The sequence below is a fragment of the Paenibacillus sp. FSL R10-2771 genome (assembly GCF_038000205.1).
GTDB classification, from domain to species: Bacteria; Bacillota; Bacilli; order Paenibacillales; family Paenibacillaceae; genus Paenibacillus_AQ; species Paenibacillus_AQ phytohabitans.
In genome coordinates this window covers 5,960,086-5,979,140 of the sequence record NZ_JBBOBM010000001.1, presented here as the reverse complement: position 1 = coordinate 5,979,140, position 19,055 = coordinate 5,960,086, and the positions used below count along the sequence as shown (strand labels likewise).

Here is a 19,055-nt window from a genome sequence, read left to right as displayed (position 1 = left end):
AGGTTATTTCACTACAAATTGCTGAGTGGTATCATGCGGTTCAAAGGTGATGGATCCGAGCTCCATCCCCGCTGCGCCTGCCTTGTATACCAGCTTCAGCGTCCCCATGCTCTCGGTCATTCCTACCATTAGGCTGGTATCCGCTAACAGCCTGCCGTCCTTCACCGAGTAATAGGTAACCGCACCAATACCGGCAGTCTTGCCGAAATATTTCAATGCTTCTTCTGCACGGTCCGGAATTCTCATTGTTACTTTGGACGGGGTTGCTCCTTGGAGCTCAAGCTTCAGCAGCACATCGTTCTGATCTATTGAAATGCTGGAGGATACTACAGCAGAAGCCGCTTGGTCCGCTGCAGGCACGGAGAGCTCCTTCCATTGTTCAGGCTTGACCACATGTACTTCCTGCACTACCAGCGAAGTTCCGGTACCCACTGTGAACACAACCGTTACTTCAGGCTTCCCGTCAGAATCTATATCAGCATAGAAGAGCTGGGGCGGATTCGAGAAATCTCTGTCTACGGTCCAGTCGAAGCTGTGCTTCTTGCCGTTCACTTCCAGGATGAATCCTTTGTAGGTGTTGCCGTCCTTCAGCGAAGCATACAGCTTGACCTTGGCATTATCCCCGGCCACAACGAGGGGTTCAGCGGGAACCCTGACCGTTGTGCTGAGACTGCCCGGCGTAATCGCGACCCGGGTTCCTCCCGCTTCCAGCTCTGTGGTAGCACCCGTAAGCGAATTCATACTATCTGCCGGAATATATACATGTCCGGCCTTAAGAATAACAGGGGCCTCCAGGCTATCTTTATAACTTCCATCTGTTTGTGTATAGCGGACCTGGATAGAGGAGCTGCCGGGGGTAAGGACTTTATTATCCCAGCCAGTCGTGAGAGTAAGCTGCTTGAGGACATTATTCCATTGCAGCTGGACAGGGTAAAACTCCATCAGGGCAAGAGCCGGTACATATAATATCCCATTGGAATGAAATGGCGGAACTTGGGGAAGAACGGCTTGTCCGTCTACCTTAAGGGATAGAGGAGCTGCAGCAGAATGGGCAATATTTATGGATGAAGCCGCCGCATGGCCTGCTAGGAGCAGGGCGATAGCGGAAGCGGCAATTAATTTTTTCATAAGATAACCTCCGGAGTCTGGAAATTCCAATCCATTTTATTATAAATGAAAAACTCCGCTAGCGGGTCACGTTCTGTTAACAAAGATAAGACAAGCCTGTTACGGTTACCTGCTCTGCGCGCTAAGCGTATGACAAAGACCCGCAGGAGAAGGAAGCGGATGCTGTCCTTTTCTTGCGGGTCCTTTAAGATACAGTCTATTAATTTAGTTATACGGAACGTTTCATAGCTTGAACGGGAGCCAGAGGCCGGGCTGCGGGAGTATGATCCTTCTTGTGGAACAAGCTGCGCAGGTAAGGGAGGACCCAATAATCAAGACCGATTCTGCCGGCATTGGCCGCCGAGACCACAATGATCATTCCCATAAGCAGCAGCTGGACGTTGGTGCTGACCGTGCCTGAGAGCAGGTAGGCAGAGTTCATAACGATTCCCATCAGAGCGGCGAAGGTAGTGAAGGTGCCCAGAATCAGGCCAAGTCCGACCAGAAATTCACCTGCAGGAACCAGCAGATTGAAGAAATTGACACCGGGAAGCGCCGCATGCTGCAGGAAGCTGCCCCACCAGGCTTGTACAGTGGCATCTTCACCGACACTTTTGGCAATGGCCCCTTTCAGGAAGCCAGAAGCATCGAAACCGCCGGTAAGTTTGTGCCAGCCTGCTTCAATCCATTGATAACCTACATATAGACGTACTATTGTGAGCAGCACCATAGCTGCTTTGTTTGTGCGAAACCAGTTGTTGAACATACTCTCCACTCCTAAAGTTTAGTTAGCATACCTTCTGCAAGTCACGTCGTTCATAACTCACTTCGGAAGCATTGGCTTAAGTTTTATTGGCTAACTGTCTGTGAGCTACCTATCCTGAAAATCTTTATCTGTGTATCGGATGATCATCTTCGATACCTTAATTTTAAGTGATTTTTTTCACAATTAGTGTGATATAAATCACAAAATCCGAATAAAATTTTATATCAAACTAAAATTTGATTAATATTTCATAAAATTTTCAATACCCGGATTATATATACTTTTAGAGGGCTGGACGAAGCCGCTTGACACCTAATTTATATAAATCTACCATATAAGATATGAATGAAAAAAATGTATTGGCGGTCATTGGCCGTATTCACCGACGCGGAAATAAGTTCATTGAACAGGAATTGAAAAAGCATGATATTCACGGCATCGCTCCATCGCACGGAGATATTCTGTATCAGCTGTTTGCCCGGGAAGCTCTTACAATGAACGAGTTGTCCCGTGGGATTGATAAGGATAAGTCTACGATTACGGCATTAGTGGACAAATTGCTGCGGCTGGATTACGTGAGACGGGAGCAGGACCAGCAGGACGGACGGATATTCAGATTATCTCTTACTCCAAAAGGACGGGAGCTGCAGCCGGTGTTCGAGGCGGTATCCGAATCGCTGCTGGAAGCGGTCTATGAGGAGTTCGCTCCTGAAGAGAAGCAGCAGCTGATGAGCCTGCTTGCCAAGATTAAGCTGTAATACAAGTGCATGCCGGAGAAGCAGGGTCTTTCGAGAACGAAAGGCTCTGTTTGCTGTGAAGAATAAGGGGGATATGCTCCGCCAGATATGATCTATCTACCAGAAGAGACAGCCGGTAATTCCGTATAATTAACACTAAATATCTATACATATACGCAGGAGGGATGGAGACAATGTTACGGACCCGAGGAATTATTATGGCCTCCGGCGGAGCGTTATTATGGGGAGTATCGGGGACGGTAGCCCAGCATTTGTTCCAGCAGGCCATGCTGCCTGCGGCCTGGCTGGTGACCCTGAGACTGCTGGTATCGGGAGCGCTGTTCCTGATGTTTACACTCCGCAAGGAGGGCTCGCAGGTATGGAAGCTGTGGCTGGACCGGAGATTCGTTCTTCAAATGCTGCTGTTCGGGCTGCTGGGCATGCTTGGGGTACAGTACACGTATTTCGCTTCCATTGAGTCAGGCAATGCTGCAATCGCCACACTGCTGCAGTATTTAGCCCCGTTGTTTATTCTCCTGTACACTGTTATCTGGACAAGAACGAAGCTGGCTCCGCTGGATATCACCGGTGCGCTACTTGCGCTGGGAGGAACGTATTTACTGCTGACCGGCGGCGATTCCTCGGAGCTGACCGTTCCTCTGAGAGGCTTGATCTGGGGGATTCTATCCGCAGTGTCCTTGACGTTCTATACACTCTATTCCGGTCCGCTGCTTAAGCTGTACAGCACTTCACTGCTGATGGGCTGGGGGATGATTGTGGGGGGAGCGGGGATGAGTCTGATTCATCCGGTCTGGTCCGTACCGTCTGCTGATTGGTCGCTGTCTATCATTCTGGCTATACTATTCGTTATTCTGCTAGGAACATTAGCCGCCTTCTATCTATACATCGGCAGTCTCCGCCACATTGCTCCGCATGAAGCCAGCCTGCTGTCCTGTACGGAACCGGTCTCAGCTATTGTCTCCTCCGTAATCTGGCTGTCCGTCCCCTTCAATCTGTACCAGGCACTGGGAGCGGGAATGGTTGTACTTATGACTGTAATGGTTTCTTTGAAATCACGGACTAAAGAGACCGCGAAATAAATCGAACGAAATCCCTGAATCCTTCCAATAACCATGCACAAAATCAAAAACCACCGGATGGGGAAGATTCCCGTATATCCGGTGGTTTTTTTATAAATATAAGAATTTATATGTTTCACATGATAACTTATCCTTCTATTTCTCGCTGAGACGGTACCGTCCTTACAAAAGGACGGCAAAGCCGTTTCCACTTGCCATACTGCATTGTACGGAGTACCCTGCAATTCGCCATATCCTTATAAAATATTTGCAGGAGGGAAGATAATGGATCATTTGGAAGCTATACAAAAGCATATCGAAGCAGAACGGACCCGGCTGAACCAGATGGAAGAGCAGCACGGCCGCCTGCATCCCAGTGTAATCAGACAGTCCAAAAAATTGGACGACCTCATTAATGAATATCATAAAGCGGATGCCATCGATAAAAACCGCGATCCTAAGCGTTAAACTGCAGTCAGGCCTGAATCCCCTCAAGCGCCAGCAAGACTAAGTTCCGGACAGATTCCTCGTTCAGTGCATCCCCCGTCAGCAATAACCGGTAAAAAATAGGCCCATAAATCAAGTCGATGCTGCTCCCGATGTCGAGCTCTTGCTTCAATTCTCCTCTGGCTACTCCCCGTTCAAGCAATTGCCAGGCCTCCTGGCGGCGCGGACCGAAATATCTGCTGCGGTAAGCCTCAGCCAGTCCTGCGTCAAATTGCCCTTCACCGATCAGTTCAGTAATGACTTTGCCTTCCCGGCTGGACAGGAACATGGCCAGATTTCCCGCATGAATCAGCAAGTCCTCCTTCACAGAGCCGCTGTCCGGTATAGGCAGCCTGGCGGTTGCGGCAAAAAGATATCCGTCCATCACTACCGCAGCTTTATTCGGCCACCATTTATAGATGGTCGCTTTGCTGACCTGAGCCTGTTCCGCGATTTTCTCCACCGTCACTGCACCGAATCCCATCTCCAGCAATAAATCATATGAAGCGTTCAGAATGGCATTCTTCGCCTCCGTATTGCGCGGCCGGCCTCTCTTCTTATCCATGGCTCGTTCCTCCTAATAGATTACTACATAGATAACCTGCGACATCCAAACTTAAGATCGATCTGTAACTGGAGTATAACATAAAAATGCCTATTTACAATACTGAACGTTTAGTATATTATTTGGTCATAGGAATTACTAAACTGTACGTTCAGTATTACAAATTGAAAGGTGGAGTTACTAATGAAACAACAAGCAGTATCCGCTATGAATCACAAAGCCGTTCCCGATTGGATCACATTTCTGCTCGCAGTATCCTGCGGACTGATTGTGGCGAATCTCTATTATGCACAGACGCTGGTCGGACCGATCGGGCAAGCCATTCATCTGTCTCCCGGAGCCACGGGGCTGATTGTGACGCTGACACAAATCGGTTATGTTGTCGGGCTGCTGTTCATTGTACCGCTCAGTGATATTATCGAGAACCGGCGGCTAGCTGTAACGTCACTAATTCTGGTTGTAGCTGCACTGGCAGCTGCGGCACTTGCACCGAATGCACCGCTGTTTCTTGCAGCCTCCATGTTTATCGGGCTGGGCTCGGTAGCTGCGCAGATATTGGTGCCGTATGCTTCCTATCTGGCAGCAGAGGAAGAACGCGGCCGTGTGGTAGGCAATGTGATGAGCGGACTGCTGCTGGGTATTATGTTTGCCCGGCCGGTAGCAAGCTTCATGGCCGGACTATGGGGCTGGAAGTCTATATTTGTGGTCTCAGCAGTTGTGATTGCGCTCCTGACCCTGCTTCTGTCCCGCATACTTCCGGCACGCAAGCCAGAACCTACGTTGAATTACGGCCAATTAATCCGCTCTCTGGGTACACTGTGGATGCAAACGCCGGTTCTACGGCGCCGGGCGATTTATCAGGCCAGCTTATTCGGTGCCTTCAGTCTGTTCTGGACGACAGTTCCTATGTACTTGTCCAGCTACTATCACCTGTCCCAGCAAGGAATTGCCCTGTTTGCACTGGCCGGTGTGGGCGGAGCAGTGGCAGCCCCTATTGCGGGCAGACTGGCAGACCGGGGCTGGACCAGACTGCTTACAGGTCTGGCCATCTCACTTGCCGCCGTATCCTTTATCTTGGCTTATCTGCTCCGGGATGATTCGAATCTAACACTCGGCCTGCTGGTTCTAACGGCCATTCTGCTGGACATGAGTGTATCCGGCAACCTGGTGCTGGGGCAGCGGGCGATTTATTCGCTCGGCAATGAAACAAGAGGACGGCTGAACGGATTGTTCATGGCGATATTCTTCGTAGGCGGAGCAGTAGGCTCCTCGCTGGGCGGCTGGGCTTATGCTTACGGCGGCTGGAGTCTGGCTACACTGATCGGGCTGGCCCTGCCGGTGCTGGCTCTGGTGTACTTTTTGACCGAGAAGAAGAATCTGGTTTAAGACCGGGAGCATGGTGTTCAGCAATAATCCGCATAGCCGGATATTTCGAATATAACTAAAGTAGGCAGGGGAGCTTCGATCCTCTGTCTTTTTTATTTTGCCGCGTGATGTAATGGAATCGGGATGAAGAGCGTACTAGCTCATGTAAATTACTTGGCCAAGTAAATTCAGCCTGGAAGGAGGGCCTCTAAGGATGCAAGAGCGCGCATTGCTGCCTTTGATTCACGGAAGAGTTCAAGAAAAGACGGAAACCGAGCTGGAGTTCACAGCGGTTTTTGAAACCTACTATAAACGGATATTCAATTATATTGCCTACCGGGTGAACTGCCGTTATACCGCTGAAGACCTGGCCAGCCAGGTGTTCGAGAAGACATTGTCCAAGCTGCCCGGCTACTCTCCAGAGAAAGCTCCGCTGGAGGTATGGCTGTTCGCCATTGCCAGGAATGTAGTGAATGACTATTACAGAAGCCGCGCCAGGCACCGGTTCTTCTCATTGGATGCAATCCGGGAGCTGGTATCCGGCAAAAAGGAGCCTGAAGACCTGATTCTCGAAGGCGAGCGAAGTGACAGGCTCAAGCTGGCGCTGGATACGCTCAGTGAGAAGGAGCGGAATATCATCGCGCTGAAATTCGGGGCAGATCTTAAGAATACAGAAATTGCGCTGGTCACAGGAATGACGGAGAGCAACGTTGGGGTCATTCTCTATCGCAGTATGCGGAAACTGAAATCTGAAATAGGGAGTGTGGAAGGGCTATGAAGAACAAGCAGGAGACAGCGGATTCGCTTGAGCTGCTGGAGCTGGAACAATTTCTGGCACAGCAGGACTTTTCCCGGGACTCCGATAAGGCAGCCATTCTCCGCCAAGTGAGAAGCCGCTCATTACAGGAACAGGAGGAATTAAAGATGAATATTAAACAACGGTTTAGACGTCCGGCCATGATCGTGGCTTCCCTTCTGGTGGCAGGGATAGTAAGTGTTTCCTTCGTCAGACCTTCTTTCGCGGAGGAGATGCTGGAGAGGGTGCTAATGTCGGTAAATCTGGGACACATTGAGGTAAGTCAGATGGATGCGAGCGTTCCGCCGGTGTTCCCGGATGCCTGGAAGGGCAAAATATTTGATCAGGAAGGCAATCCGGTCAATTCCTTCCGCCCCATGCCGGAAGCCATCTTCAATGCAGCCGGTGAGGCCATAGTGGATTTTGACGGGGATCAACTGATTACACTGAGCGAGCAGGAGCAGCGGGAGAAAGAGGAGGCAGCGCATAAATTTGCTGTCAAGGAGCCTGCGGAGCTGGACAAATACGCCCTCTTCAAAGTAAAGCTGCCGGAATATCTGCCTGAGGGCTTCGCCTTCGACCATGGAGAATTCTTCAAGGGCGAGGAAGGCGTGAACGGTCAGGTTGTTGAATTATTCTTCTCCAGCAAGGAGAAGGGGAAGCGGATCTGGATGCAGCTGCGCCTGGCCAATGAGGACAACGCCTTTGCAATGTCGACAGAGGGTACGGTAGAGCAGGTGAAGATCAAGGGAACCGATGCGGTTCTAGTCAGTGGCAGAGGTCTGGACTGGGAAGCAAACGGAGTACTGTACGGCCTCAGCACCCGCGGCCTTGACCGGGCTGAGGTAATGAAGATCGCAGAGTCCATCAACTGGTAAGCAGGCAGGAGCAGAGAAGGGAACAGGTACCAGGAACAGGATGAATCACAGCACCAGACTGCAACCCCCGAGCGTAGCGGGGAACGCGGTCCGGTGCTTTTTGAAATAGCGTTTCTATTATATAAGAAGTAATAAGAGGAACCATACATAGATTGTAAGATTCCCGGGAGGCCGGAGCGGATTCGGGGCCGGATGAATACTTCTCCGCCTGCTTGTCATGCCCGTCTGCATATTGAGGCCAAGTCCTTCATAGACATGTACTAATCAATGCATTCAAAACAGGTTAAGGGGATGATGTCATGCGCCGGATAACATGGGTACTCGCGATCATTATGAGCGTGGCCTTAGTATTGACGGGGTGCGGGAAGAAGGATGCCGCCTCTGTGGTCAAGGATTTGAATAGTGTGTCTGACAAGCTGGAGAGCAAGCAGGGAGCTTATCAAGGCTCAGGCACGATGACCTTGTACACCGGGGAGCAGCCGCAGGAATACAAAGTGGAAGTGTGGTACAAGAATCCGTCCTACTACCGGATCAGCCTGTCCAATGTCCAGAAGGATGTGAAGCAGATTGTGCTGCGCAATGATGAGGGCGTATTCGTTCTGACACCAAGCCTCGGCAAAAGCTTCCGGTTCCAGAGCGACTGGCCGGACAGCCAGGGACAGGTATATCTTTACCAGACGCTGCTCAAGGGAATTGTCTCTGACAACAACCGCCAGTTCGTAGAGGACGGGGACAATTATGTGTTTGAGGTAGCAGCGAATTATCAGAGCAGCGCGCTGGTCCGCCAGAAGATCTGGCTCGCCAAAAAAACCTATGAACCAAAGCAGGTTCAGGTATCGGATTCCGAAGCCAAGGTTGTCGTTAACGTGACCTTCGACAGCTTCAAGTTTGATCCGGAATTCGCCGCAGATTCTTTTGATATGCAAAAGAATATGGCCACGGGCTCACCTTCGGAGAGCACTGTAGCTGAGGTGGATGAGAACGGTAATCCGGTAGTGGCGGAAGACGGGGAACAGGCCGTCCAGCCGGTTGCGGCAGAAATGGGTGACTTCGGAATCATCGAGCCGGATTATGTTCCGGCAGGCGTGAAGCTGAAGGATACGAACAAAATTGAAGGCAGCAAGGATCATGCGGTGCTTATCCGTTATGACGGCATCTACCAGTACACCATTATGGAAGCCCGTCCGCTGGACCGTGCGGTATCGCTGGCTCCAGGCAGTGTGATCGATCTCGGGTTCACTTGGGCACTTCTCAGCGGAGACGAGCAGCAGACATTGACCTGGATGAATGAGGGTGTCGAGTACCGGATTACGAGCGATAATCTGCCAGTTACGGAAATGATGCAAATTGCCGCTTCTATGGAGGAACAATCGGGTAAATAAATATCAGTAGGCGGATACTGCGCAACGTGGGAAATATTCCTCTACACGCAGTATCCGTTTTTTTGCTGGTTCTGCTCACATTGACAGAGGCCTTCTCTAAGCATTACCATTGCAGTAAGACCCCAAGTTCTATGCGATTTCAGCGTAGATGTTTTACTACAATGTAAGAAGGTGAACCTGAAGTGCAAGCAAGCTATCGACCGACAGTAGCCGAGATCAATCTGGATGATTTGCGTGCCAATTATGAGGCTTTCCGGGCGGCACTGCTGCCGGAGACCAAATTCATGGGATGCGTCAAAGGAAATGCGTACGGACACGGTGCCGTGGAAGTGACCCGGGAGCTGGAACGACTTGGAGCGGATTATGTTAGTGTCGCCTTTTTGGATGAGGCATTGGAGCTGCGTCAGGCGGGAATACTAATTCCTATTCTGGTGCTGGGCTACACCTCCCCTGAAGGAATAGCCGTTGCCTGGAAGAATAACGTTACCGTAACACTGTTCACACCGGAAGTACTGGAAGCTGTTAGAGCGCTTCCTGTAGAGAAGGAGCACCGGCTGAAGGTGCACATCAAGATTGACAGCGGGATGGGCAGGCTGGGATTATTACCGGCCGATGCACCTGCTTTCATTGCTGAAGTGCATTCAGTAGCGCAGGCGGAGCTGGAGGGCATGTTTACTCATTTTGCTAAGGCAGACGAACAGAACAAAAGCTATACACTGATGCAGCACCGACGTTTCATGAGCGTGGCGGAAACGCTTCGGGACATGGATATTAAGATCCCGATCATACATACGGGCAATAGCGCTACGGCCATTGATACACCTCTCTTATCCAGCAACATGGTGCGTGTAGGCATAAGCTTGTACGGATTCTATCCTTCAAGTGAGGTGAACCGCGAGCTGGTGGCTTTACACCCGGTAATGACGCTGAAGACGCAGGCTGTCTATATCAAGACCCTGCCGCCTGACTCAGGCATCAGCTACGGCACCCGGTATTTCACGGACAGCGATGAGGTTATCGCTACGCTTCCCGTGGGATACGCTGACGGATATTCCCGCATGCTAACGGGCAAAGCGGAGGTGCTAATACGCGGACGCCGCGTTCCTGTCGTCGGAACAATCTGCATGGACCAGTGTATGGTATCACTCAAATCTTTCGCTGAAGAAGCGGAACAAATCAAAGCTGGCGAAGAGGTTGTACTCATCGGCCGCCAGGGAGCCGTGTCGATCACGGCAGACGAACTGGCGCTCCATCTTGGGACGATTCACTACGAAGTCATCTGTATGCTGGCTCACCGGGTGCCCCGCGTATATGTACGCGAAGGCATGTTACCCAACCTCGTGAATCCCTTGCTGCAGACTTGAAGCCCGGATCAGGGGACCTTGTGCAGGAATTGAAAATAAGGACTAACCCGTATAGAGCGTGTGACTTATAGTCTATACGAACCGCCATTTCTAGTTTATAATGGGATGCAGCATACTTGATATACTGGCGGCATATATTCCTTGTATAAAATTCCTTGTATATTGTAACACTGGAACACAAGGGCAGAAGGTTTGTGGGGGTGGAAGAGAAGGTGGCCAATTTGCAGAACACCAAAAGAATCATGATCAGCTTGCCCGATCATCTCTTGCAGGAAGTGGATGGGATCGTTCAATTGGAGAACTCTAACCGTAGTGAATTGATCAGGCAGGCCATGAAGCTGTACTTGACCGAACGGAGGAAACGTACCATCCGGGAGTCGATGCAGCGGGGATACATGGAAATGGCTAAGATTAATTTGACCATGGCAAGCGAGGCCTTTCTCGCAGAGGAAGATGCAGACAGTACTCTTGGCCGCTTAGTAAGCGGGGTGTAAATATTGATTGTTAAACGCGGCGACGTTTTTTTTGCCGACCTTTCACCGGTCGTGGGTTCAGAGCAAGGCGGAGTTAGGCCGGTACTGGTCATTCAGAACGACATTGGCAATCGCTTCAGCCCGACTGTAATCGTGGCAGCTATCACTGCCCAGATCCAGAAGGCCAAACTGCCGACGCATGTGGAGATTGATGCGGCTGCCCATGGCTTTGACCGGGATTCCGTTATATTGCTGGAGCAGGTTCGGACCATTGACAAACAACGCTTAACCGATAAGATCACCCACCTGGACGATGAGACCATGAAGCTGGTGGATGATTCGCTGCAAATCAGCCTGGGTCTGATTGACTTCTGAACCTTATAGGGCTATGACATCAATAATTGTACTAAAAGGCATGCCGGAGATTGTATCCGGTATGCCTTTTTTACAAGGATAAGAATGAATACGTTCGGGGTCAACGGAAAGTAGCGGAGTAATGCTTGAAGATAATGCCCCGCTGTGTGGGTTATTTGGCAGTTCCACCGGGTGTTGTGCAAGGGCTTGACCTTATGTTACAATTAGACCGGTCAGTCGGTCTATAGGGGGGATACATATCAAAGGACGCTCGGATGGAGAAGAAACCAAGAACCGTATTCTGCAGAATGCTTCACATTTGTTCGCACATAAGGGTTATGGTGCGGTAAGTATGAATGAAGTCTGCATAACTGCCAAGGTCAGCAAGGGCAGCCTGTATCACCATTTTCCCAGCAAGGATGAACTGTTCCTGTATGTGGTGGAGGATGATACCCAGAAGTGGCTCTGTGAGTGGGAGGAGCTGCGGAGCAAGATCACCGGGACGGAAGCCAGGCTGTTCGCGCTGGGAGATCATTACGCGAATGACTTCCAGAATCCGCTGATTCATGCACTTGAGGAATACGCCAGATCCCGTACGCTTACCGATGATATGCGCCAGCGGCTCTCGCAGATCTACGAATCTGCTTCACAGGCCTGCCGTGACCTGCTTCAGGAGGGTATGGATTCCGGATATCTGATTCCAGGCAACCTGGACAGCTATGTGACCATCGTCAGCGGGATGCTGGAAGGGATCGGCAGGGTCAGCGAGATTACAGCACTCGCCAAGGGGCCTGAGGATATCAGGGAATATTACCGCGGGGCCATTCAGCTGCTGCTTCAAGGACTGCGTACCCGGGAGAGCTGAACGGTAAACGGGATTTTTAATCCACAAGCAGAAACGGCTAAGCTTCATTCATAGGAGCTTATGCTTCCGAGGCAGCGATATTGCATATCGCTTTCAGGCTGTTTCTGCGTGAAAGCTAGGGATAATTTTTTGCGGTGCGAAGCGTATAAATTATTATATTTTAAATAGACCGGATGGTCGGTCTTGTCCACGGCGTTATGCAAGCAGCTGTACCCGCGCCGTTATGAGTTCTTCGCCCGTTAATGGGAGAGACTGTTATTACATGAAATGAAGCACACCTGGAGCCTGAAGATTTGCCCGGGAATTACGGAGGGATTTACAATGTCATTATTACTAAGAAACCGGGGCGCGATGCTGCTCCTGATGTTGAATATATTTTTGGCGTTCACGGGAATTGGTCTAGTTGTCCCTATTATGCCGACCTACATGAATGAGCTGGGCATTGGCGGGAGTGTTGTCGGACTGCTGGTGGCCGCTTTTGCCCTGACGCAGCTGCTGGTATCACCGTTTGCCGGGAACTGGTCGGACCGGATGGGCCGCAAAAAAATCATTATCGCCGGACTGATTGTCTTTGCCTTGTCGGAGCTGCTCTTTGGTCTGGCTAATGTGCCTTGGCTGCTCTTCGTATCCAGAATGCTCGGCGGTGCGGGTGCGGCGATGATTATGCCGGCGGTTATGGCTTATGTTGCGGATACGACCTCTTCTGAAGAACGCGCCAAAGGTATGGGCTTGATCAATGCGGCCATTACTACGGGATTCATCATCGGGCCGGGAATTGGCGGATATTTGGCTGAACTCGGCATCCGGGTACCCTTTTTCGTCGCTGCCGGAGCGGCTGCCGTTGTCGCACTCATTACTTTTGCCGTTCTGCCGGAATCACTGTCTGCGGAGAAGCGTGATGTAGCGAAGTCTGATGAGGGTAACAAGGAGAATCTGGGAATGCAGATGCTGCGCTCTTACCGCGAGCCTTATTTCTTCGGTCTGGTGATCATATTCGTGCTCTCCTTCGGGCTGGCTAATTATGATACAGTGTTCGGGCTGTTTGTGGATCATAAGTTCGGGTTCACCCCCAAGGATATTGCGTTCGTCCTGACGTTTGGTTCCATCGCGGGTGCGGTGGTTCAGGTTACGGTGTTTAGCTGGATTTTGAACCGTTTCGGCGAAAATAGAGTGATCTCCATCTGTCTGCTCATTGCCGGACTGTCTATCTTCCTCACGCTGTTCGTTCACGGGTTCGCAGCTATTGTTGCAGTGACCTTCATCGTATTCTTGGCGATGGATATTCTCCGCCCCGCCGTCGGTACGCAGCTCTCCAAGATGGCGGATGAATCGCAGCAGGGGTTTGTCATGGGGATGAACTCTGCCTACACCAGTCTGGGCAATATTGCCGGCCCGATTGTTGCCGGAATCCTGTTCGATATGGATGTGAATTTCCCATATGCGGCGGCTGCGCTCGTCATGGTGCTCTGCTTCCTCATGTCGCTGAGTTACGGGCGGCGGAAACGGAGCCGGCGGAGTGCGGTGATGCGGTAAATGGAGGGGAAGGTTGGATACTTATACAACTATGTCCAAGCGATATAGGTTTATGAATCGGCTATACTGTCCCGCGAGGGACGGTGTAGCCGTTTTTTGTATAACTCCGCTGGGGCGGGTAAAGACACCGGAAACCTCCTCATTAGCCAGGGGATGCTGCAGGGGGGCAGGGAGTTGGATTTGTTCCACTTGCTCATAAGTGGAGAAGCCCCTCTGAAACAGCAGTTGGAAAAACAGCACTTAATATAAGGCATATTAGCCAAAGTTGAGGAAGTGCAAGGAATTAAATGACGTTTATCCAACTAAAACACTCGAATGCTCCAAAACAGCTAAAATAAGATACGTTTATCCAGCTATTGTTGCAGAGCGGGTGGGTGCCTGAGGGAACCTTAAACGGGAAAGGTAAAGGTATGCAAGGTAGGGTCCAATTAACCTTGGTAAGCTGTATATTTCGCCTTCCGGGCGGAATATGCTTTGGGGTCCCCGTAAATCTGCTGAGTTATCACCCGGTTGGTAGCTTGCGTTGCGGGGGTACTTTACCGTGCCAAACTTTGGTCCTGCGGCAAACTGTGATAGTATTTTAGTAGAGAGTTATGAACTCAGACTGCGTATAGAAAGAGGGATATACTTGAGCGTTGATACTAATGGGGCGGGTAAAGCGGCGGAAGATGCGGCTGCCCGCCAGGAGCAGGAACTGATTACTGCAGCAATTGCGAAGGAACTGGGCATTAGCCTGAAGCAGGTACGGACTACGGTGGGGCTGCTGGATGAGGGCAACACAATTCCGTTTATCGCCCGGTACCGCAAGGAAATGACCGGAGAGCTGGATGAGAACGCGCTGCGCGATATCGAAGAACGGCTTGGATATCTGCGCAACCTCGGCGAGCGGAAGAAGGATGTCATCCGCAGCATTGAGGAGCAGGGTAAGCTGACCCCGGAGCTGCAGGCGCAGATCATGAAGGCTGTGAAGCTGCAGGAAGTGGAGGACTTGTACCGTCCGTTCAAGCAGAAGCGCAAGACACGGGCCAGTGTTGCCAAGGAGAAGGGGCTGGAGCCGCTTGCCGATTGGATCATGGAGCAGCGCCGCCAGGGCCATCCTTATGAAGAAGCGGCGAAATATATAGATGCGGATAAAGGTGTAGACAGTGCGGAGCTTGCTGTCCAAGGGGCAATGGATATTATTGCCGAGAATATTGCCGATGATCCGGCCATCCGTTCCTGGGTGCGCCAGTATACGGCAAGCCAGGGGATTCTGGTCTCTGAAGCGAAGGATGCGGAGCAGGAGAGCGTATATGAGAATTACTATTCCTACCGTGAGCCTGTGCACAAAATGCCGCCGCACCGTATTCTGGCCATCAACCGCGGGGAGCGGGAGAATGTGCTGAAGGTCGGCATTGAGATTATTGCCGACAAGATTCACGCTTTCATTATCCGCAAGCTGGTGAAGGGTCCGTCCCCGGTCAAAGAGCTGCTCGAAGCAGTGACCGAGGATGCCTACAAACGGCTGATTGCACCTTCCGTCGAGCGCGAGGTGCGCGGGGAGATGACGGAAAAAGGCGAGGCGCAAGCGATTTCCATCTTCTCCGGAAATCTGCGCAGCCTGCTGCTGCAGCCGCCGGTGAAGGGCCGCCATGTGCTGGGCGTAGACCCGGCCTACCGCACCGGCTGCAAGCTGGCCGTTGTGGACGATACCGGCAAGCTGCTGGAGGTAGCGGTCACGTATCCGACGCCGCCGAACAACAAGAAGAAAGAGGCGGCGGCCAAGTTCAAAGAGCTGATTGCCAAATATGGCATCCAGCTCATCGTAATCGGCAACGGCACCGGCTCGCGGGAGACGGAGCAGTTCACGGCCGAGGTTATTGCCGAGGTCGGGAATCCTGAGCTGGCCTACCTGATCGTTAACGAGGCAGGGGCCAGCGTGTATTCGGCCTCCAAGCTGGCGCAGGAGGAGTTCCCGGATCTGGATGTGGCGGAGCGCAGCGCCGCCTCCATCGCCCGCCGCGTGCAGGACCCGCTCGCGGAGCTGGTGAAGATCGACCCGAAGGCGATCGGTGTCGGGCAATACCAGCATGATGTGTCACAGAAGCATCTGGAAGAGAGCCTTAAGGGCGTCGTGGAGTCGGCGGTTAACCACGTCGGTGTCGACGTGAATACCGCTTCGGCCTCGCTGCTGTCCTATGTGGCGGGAGTCAATGCGACGATCGCCAAGAATATTGTGAAGTTCCGCGAGGAGAACGGCAAGTTCGCCACGCGCAAGGCGCTGCAGAAGGTGCCGCGCCTGGGCGCGAAATCCTACGAGCAGTGCATCGGCTTCCTGCGTATCCCCGGAGGGGATAACACGCTGGACCGTACGCCGATCCACCCGGAATCCTATCCGGTGGTCGACCGGCTGTTCCGCGAGCTGGGCCTCGATGTGGAGAAGCTCGGCAGCAAGGAAGTAGCCCAGCAGCTGGAGGTGCAGGATGCCGCCGAGCTGGCTGTGAAGCTGGATGTCGGCGTGCCTACGCTGCGCGACATCCTGGAGAGTCTGCAGCGCCCGGGCCGCGATCCGCGCGAGGAGCTGCCGCTGCCGATCTTCCGCACGGATGTGCTGAAGATCGAGGACCTGGTTCCCGGCATGGAGATGCAGGGAACCGTCCGCAACGTGATCGATTTCGGCGCGTTCGTCGATATCGGCATCAAGAACGACGGGCTGGTCCATATCTCCCAGCTGAGCGGCAGCTTCGTGAAGCACCCGATGGACGTGGTCTCCGTGGGAGACAATGTCACCGTATGGGTGATGGGCGTCGACCTGAAGAAGGGCCGCGTCAGCCTGACCATGCGCCAGCCGCGCGAGGCGGGCGGCAGCGTGAAGTAGGGCCGGCGGCATCGCTGGCAGGTTGAAGCAAGGGCAGGCGGTATGCGAGGCTGGCCATGTGAGAAGTCAGACCGGCGCTGCAAGCTGGGCGGCAGCGTGAAGCAGACCGGCTACATCGTCTGGCAGGTTGAAGCAAGGGCAAACGGTATACGAGGCTGGCCATGCGAGAAGTCAGAGCAGCGAAATAGGTGGCCTGCAGCGTGAAATAGGGCCAAGAAGCAGTTGCCGGGGCTGGCACAGACTCGTGGCACAAGGGAAGCCGGGCCCATTGGGCCGGGCTTGCCGAACACGCGGAAACTGGCCCGTCTGAGCTCTATTGCACGAACTGTTGCGGACTCAGATGACCCTATTTTGCGGAAATCAGCGTTTTGATCGTGGTTGCGGACTCAAAGGCCTCTATTTCATGGCTCGAGGTCTGCTGGCATGCCCGAAAGATCAAATAGCGTCTTCTGAGTCCGCAAGGGGAGCAGAACAGGCTATTTTCGCAAAATAACGTCTCTGGAGTCCGCAAGGAAGAATGCCGACATGTACACTGGAGTGGAGCACCCGGGCAACTGGATCTTGGATAGTCACTATGGAGCTCCAGCAAACTAACCTGTTAACAATGACCAGCCCGCGAATACAGCAGCAGAAGAAACGAATACGAAACACCACGGCTAATGACCAATCAAGACAGAATAAGACCCAAATCAGCATCAACCCAAGAACAACCCAAGAACAACCCAAGAACAACCCAAGAACAACCCAAGAACAACCCAAGAACAACCCATATGACCAGCCGGACGGCTGCGCTTCCTTGACCAGGACGGCGCAGCCGTTTTTTGGCAACCCCAAATAGCAGATGTAACGCTCCGGGCCAAGCTGCGGTAGAGAATAGTTATAATTGTTAATGATCTTAATCCCTCTTCCACACAGTGTTATGATGAACAAAAACAGAAGGTGGCGGACCGGTATTGAGCAATAGAGTGATCAGGAATTTCGGACAGAACGATATGGCGGCGCTTGGGGAAATGTATGCGCGGGTGTCGGCACAGGAGGATGTGCTTTTTTGGTGGGTAGGGGAGGAGAGCAATTGGGAGAATGTAATCTGTGCCTTTGAAGGGGATAAAATGGTGGCCAAAGGCCAGCTGCAGATCTTCAATGTAGTTCCTCCGGGACGTCTGCCTGGAAGCAAACATAAGATTTTTGTGAACCTGAAAACACTGCCTGGGCGTGAACAGGATACCGGACTGCTGGATGGTGTCTACTCCCTTCTGCTGGAACGGGCGCATGAACTGAAGGGGACACTGCCCCGGGAATACGGAACGGTTCTGTGTACGGGGAATTACGCCGCGGAGGAGAGCTGCAACTCGTATTTTGGACAGCATCTGGGTTACCTGCCGCATAGCCGGCTATATACGCTCCACCGTGACTTGAACGAACCTATACCTGTGGTTGAGCTTGCGGCAGGTCTTGAATCAGCGTGGGTTCAGTTGGATTCACCGGAGCAGAGAGAAGCTTATCTGGAACTGGAGGCTGAGATCTGGCCGGATACCCCGCTGGGCGTGGAACGTCTGCTGGAATATCAGGAGCATCCGCTTTGGACATCGGCTGTTGTACTGGATGAAGGCAAGGTGGCCGGCAGTCTGATGGTCTGGCAGGAAGATCAGAAAGGGATTATCGAGGATGTGTTTGTCCGTGAGCCATGGAGAAGACGCGGGATCGCCAAGGCGTTGCTGGTCCGTGCTCTGGCGTATCTGAAGGAGCACGGGCTGGAGCAGGTGCAGCTTATCGCCATGACTACCAATGAATCAGCGCTGTCCCTGTACGAATCCGTGGGTTTTCAAACCGGACGGCAGGAGATCAGATTGTATACGGAGCTGGAGTAATAATCACTCAGGATGAATTCCTCTACACAGTGAAATCCGCACAGTGAAAGTTGGGAGGAAGTTTATATGTCTGTGGAACTAAAGCCTGTCTCTAGTGAGAATTGGTATGAATGTACCCAGCTTACGGTTAAGCCAGAGCAGCTGAATGTTTTTCCTGCACCTGTGGTTTATTGGATTGCTGAATCGAAGTATGTTGATGAATTTGAATTGCGTGCGATTTACTCAGAAGAGGTTCTAGTCGGATTTCTCGTATTTTGCACCCGTCCGGACAAGGATGATAATTATTGGATTCCTGCCCTAATGGTTGATCACAAGCATCAAGGCAAAGGGTATGGCAAGGCAGCAATGGAAACATTGATTCAGCTGATGAGTGATTCCAAATGTACTAGAATCATGATTGGACACCGGCCGGACAATCTGATTGCGGGGAAGCTGTATGAATCTTTAGGATTTTCACAAGCTGGGGAAGAAGTAATCGACGGTGAAATCGTACGTCTGCTGCAAATCAGTGAACTAGCCCCTCCCGCCGCTTACCTGGACAAGTGACAAACGCCCTGCAACTATATCCGGCCGGGCAGCG

19 protein-coding genes are annotated in these 19,055 nt (G+C 52.0%); 16 read left to right on the top strand and 3 right to left on the bottom strand.

What is annotated here, in order from left to right; translation table 11 throughout:
- Window positions 1-3: 3 nt before the first annotated feature.
- Entirely contained in the window at window positions 4-1,128 is a 1,125-nt protein-coding gene (locus NSU14_RS25785; RefSeq protein WP_076242336.1) for a stalk domain-containing protein, read from the bottom strand.
- A gap of 208 nt (window positions 1,129-1,336) precedes the next feature.
- The gene (locus NSU14_RS25780) at window positions 1,337-1,873 is read right to left on the bottom strand and encodes a DoxX family protein (protein WP_042134203.1); all 537 of its coding nucleotides are present in this window, start codon (window positions 1,871-1,873) and stop codon (window positions 1,337-1,339) included.
- Window positions 1,874-2,214: 341 nt separating this feature from the next.
- Between NSU14_RS25780 and NSU14_RS25775 the strand changes: the two genes are divergently transcribed.
- From NSU14_RS25775 to NSU14_RS25765, 3 genes are all read left to right on the top strand, one after another.
- Window positions 2,215-2,631 (top strand): MarR family winged helix-turn-helix transcriptional regulator, encoded by a 417-nt coding sequence (locus NSU14_RS25775; protein ID WP_039307558.1) that lies wholly within the window; start codon window positions 2,215-2,217, stop codon window positions 2,629-2,631.
- 173 nt (window positions 2,632-2,804) lie between these two features.
- A complete protein-coding gene (locus tag NSU14_RS25770; protein ID WP_340947735.1) occupies window positions 2,805-3,710 on the top strand; it encodes a DMT family transporter in 906 nt (301 codons plus the stop codon).
- Between the two features lie 264 nt (window positions 3,711-3,974).
- Entirely contained in the window at window positions 3,975-4,157 is a 183-nt protein-coding gene (locus NSU14_RS25765; protein ID WP_039307562.1) for an aspartyl-phosphate phosphatase Spo0E family protein, read from the top strand.
- Window positions 4,158-4,164: 7 nt separating this feature from the next.
- On the opposite strand, the gene NSU14_RS25760 is transcribed toward NSU14_RS25765, so the two are convergent.
- Window positions 4,165-4,740, bottom strand: a complete 576-nt coding sequence (locus NSU14_RS25760; protein ID WP_042134209.1) for a TetR/AcrR family transcriptional regulator — start codon at window positions 4,738-4,740, stop codon at window positions 4,165-4,167.
- Window positions 4,741-4,923: 183 nt separating this feature from the next.
- Between NSU14_RS25760 and NSU14_RS25755 the strand changes: the two genes are divergently transcribed.
- The 13 genes from NSU14_RS25755 to NSU14_RS25695 all read left to right on the top strand — a co-directional run bounded on the left by NSU14_RS25755 (window position 4,924) and on the right by NSU14_RS25695 (window position 19,021).
- Entirely contained in the window at window positions 4,924-6,126 is a 1,203-nt protein-coding gene (locus tag NSU14_RS25755) for an MFS transporter (protein WP_340947734.1), read from the top strand.
- Window positions 6,127-6,319: 193 nt separating this feature from the next.
- On the top strand, window positions 6,320-6,883 hold the full coding sequence (locus NSU14_RS25750) for a sigma-70 family RNA polymerase sigma factor (protein ID WP_042134211.1): 564 nt from the start codon (window positions 6,320-6,322) through the stop codon (window positions 6,881-6,883).
- A complete protein-coding gene (locus tag NSU14_RS25745; RefSeq protein WP_042134213.1) occupies window positions 6,880-7,779 on the top strand; it encodes a DUF4367 domain-containing protein in 900 nt (299 codons plus the stop codon). Before NSU14_RS25750 ends, NSU14_RS25745 begins: the two co-directional genes overlap by 4 nt.
- Before the next feature lie 299 nt (window positions 7,780-8,078).
- Window positions 8,079-9,161, top strand: coding sequence for a LolA family protein (locus NSU14_RS25740; RefSeq protein WP_042134215.1), 1,083 nt, complete (start codon window positions 8,079-8,081; stop codon window positions 9,159-9,161).
- A 182-nt stretch (window positions 9,162-9,343) separates the two neighbouring features.
- Window positions 9,344-10,525: an alanine racemase gene (alr, locus tag NSU14_RS25735; RefSeq protein ID WP_042134217.1), complete on the top strand. Its 1,182-nt coding sequence runs from the start codon at window positions 9,344-9,346 to the stop codon at window positions 10,523-10,525.
- Window positions 10,526-10,737: 212 nt separating this feature from the next.
- Complete coding sequence (locus NSU14_RS25730; RefSeq protein WP_039307597.1) at window positions 10,738-11,019, top strand: CopG family ribbon-helix-helix protein; 282 nt, start codon at window positions 10,738-10,740, stop codon at window positions 11,017-11,019.
- 3 nt (window positions 11,020-11,022) lie between these two features.
- Complete coding sequence (locus NSU14_RS25725) at window positions 11,023-11,373, top strand: type II toxin-antitoxin system PemK/MazF family toxin (RefSeq protein WP_019913013.1); 351 nt, start codon at window positions 11,023-11,025, stop codon at window positions 11,371-11,373.
- A 202-nt stretch (window positions 11,374-11,575) separates the two neighbouring features.
- Window positions 11,576-12,217 carry a TetR/AcrR family transcriptional regulator gene (locus NSU14_RS25720; protein ID WP_340948994.1) on the top strand — a complete coding sequence of 214 codons (642 nt, stop codon included), beginning with the start codon at window positions 11,576-11,578 and terminating at the stop codon, window positions 12,215-12,217.
- Window positions 12,218-12,538: 321 nt separating this feature from the next.
- Window positions 12,539-13,750, top strand: a complete 1,212-nt coding sequence (locus NSU14_RS25715) for an MFS transporter (RefSeq protein WP_042134223.1) — start codon at window positions 12,539-12,541, stop codon at window positions 13,748-13,750.
- A gap of 694 nt (window positions 13,751-14,444) precedes the next feature.
- On the top strand, window positions 14,445-16,607 hold the full coding sequence (locus NSU14_RS25710; RefSeq protein WP_179093432.1) for a Tex family protein: 2,163 nt from the start codon (window positions 14,445-14,447) through the stop codon (window positions 16,605-16,607).
- Between the two features lie 42 nt (window positions 16,608-16,649).
- Window positions 16,650-16,811, top strand: a complete 162-nt coding sequence (locus NSU14_RS25705) for a hypothetical protein (RefSeq protein WP_340947731.1) — start codon at window positions 16,650-16,652, stop codon at window positions 16,809-16,811.
- Between the two features lie 749 nt (window positions 16,812-17,560).
- Window positions 17,561-18,475: a GNAT family N-acetyltransferase gene (locus NSU14_RS25700; protein ID WP_340947730.1), complete on the top strand. Its 915-nt coding sequence runs from the start codon at window positions 17,561-17,563 to the stop codon at window positions 18,473-18,475.
- Between the two features lie 66 nt (window positions 18,476-18,541).
- A complete protein-coding gene (locus tag NSU14_RS25695) occupies window positions 18,542-19,021 on the top strand; it encodes a GNAT family N-acetyltransferase (RefSeq protein WP_340947728.1) in 480 nt (159 codons plus the stop codon).
- The last annotated feature ends 34 nt before the right edge of the window (window positions 19,022-19,055 follow it).

Coding starts and splice junctions, on each gene's coding strand:
- NSU14_RS25775 (WP_039307558.1), top strand. CDS start 2,215: ATGAATGAAAAAAATGTATTGGCGGTCATTGGCCGTATTCACCGACGC.
- NSU14_RS25750 (WP_042134211.1), top strand. CDS start 6,320: ATGCAAGAGCGCGCATTGCTGCCTTTGATTCACGGAAGAGTTCAAGAA.
- NSU14_RS25770 (WP_340947735.1), top strand. CDS start 2,805: ATGTTACGGACCCGAGGAATTATTATGGCCTCCGGCGGAGCGTTATTA.
- NSU14_RS25785 (WP_076242336.1), bottom strand. CDS start 1,128: ATGAAAAAATTAATTGCCGCTTCCGCTATCGCCCTGCTCCTAGCAGGC.
- NSU14_RS25765 (WP_039307562.1), top strand. CDS start 3,975: ATGGATCATTTGGAAGCTATACAAAAGCATATCGAAGCAGAACGGACC.
- NSU14_RS25705 (WP_340947731.1), top strand. CDS start 16,650: ATGCGAGGCTGGCCATGTGAGAAGTCAGACCGGCGCTGCAAGCTGGGC.
- NSU14_RS25760 (WP_042134209.1), bottom strand. CDS start 4,740: ATGGATAAGAAGAGAGGCCGGCCGCGCAATACGGAGGCGAAGAATGCC.
- NSU14_RS25695 (WP_340947728.1), top strand. CDS start 18,542: ATGTCTGTGGAACTAAAGCCTGTCTCTAGTGAGAATTGGTATGAATGT.
- NSU14_RS25780 (WP_042134203.1), bottom strand. CDS start 1,873: ATGTTCAACAACTGGTTTCGCACAAACAAAGCAGCTATGGTGCTGCTC.
- NSU14_RS25740 (WP_042134215.1), top strand. CDS start 8,079: ATGCGCCGGATAACATGGGTACTCGCGATCATTATGAGCGTGGCCTTA.
- NSU14_RS25715 (WP_042134223.1), top strand. CDS start 12,539: ATGTCATTATTACTAAGAAACCGGGGCGCGATGCTGCTCCTGATGTTG.
- NSU14_RS25755 (WP_340947734.1), top strand. CDS start 4,924: ATGAAACAACAAGCAGTATCCGCTATGAATCACAAAGCCGTTCCCGAT.
- NSU14_RS25745 (WP_042134213.1), top strand. CDS start 6,880: ATGAAGAACAAGCAGGAGACAGCGGATTCGCTTGAGCTGCTGGAGCTG.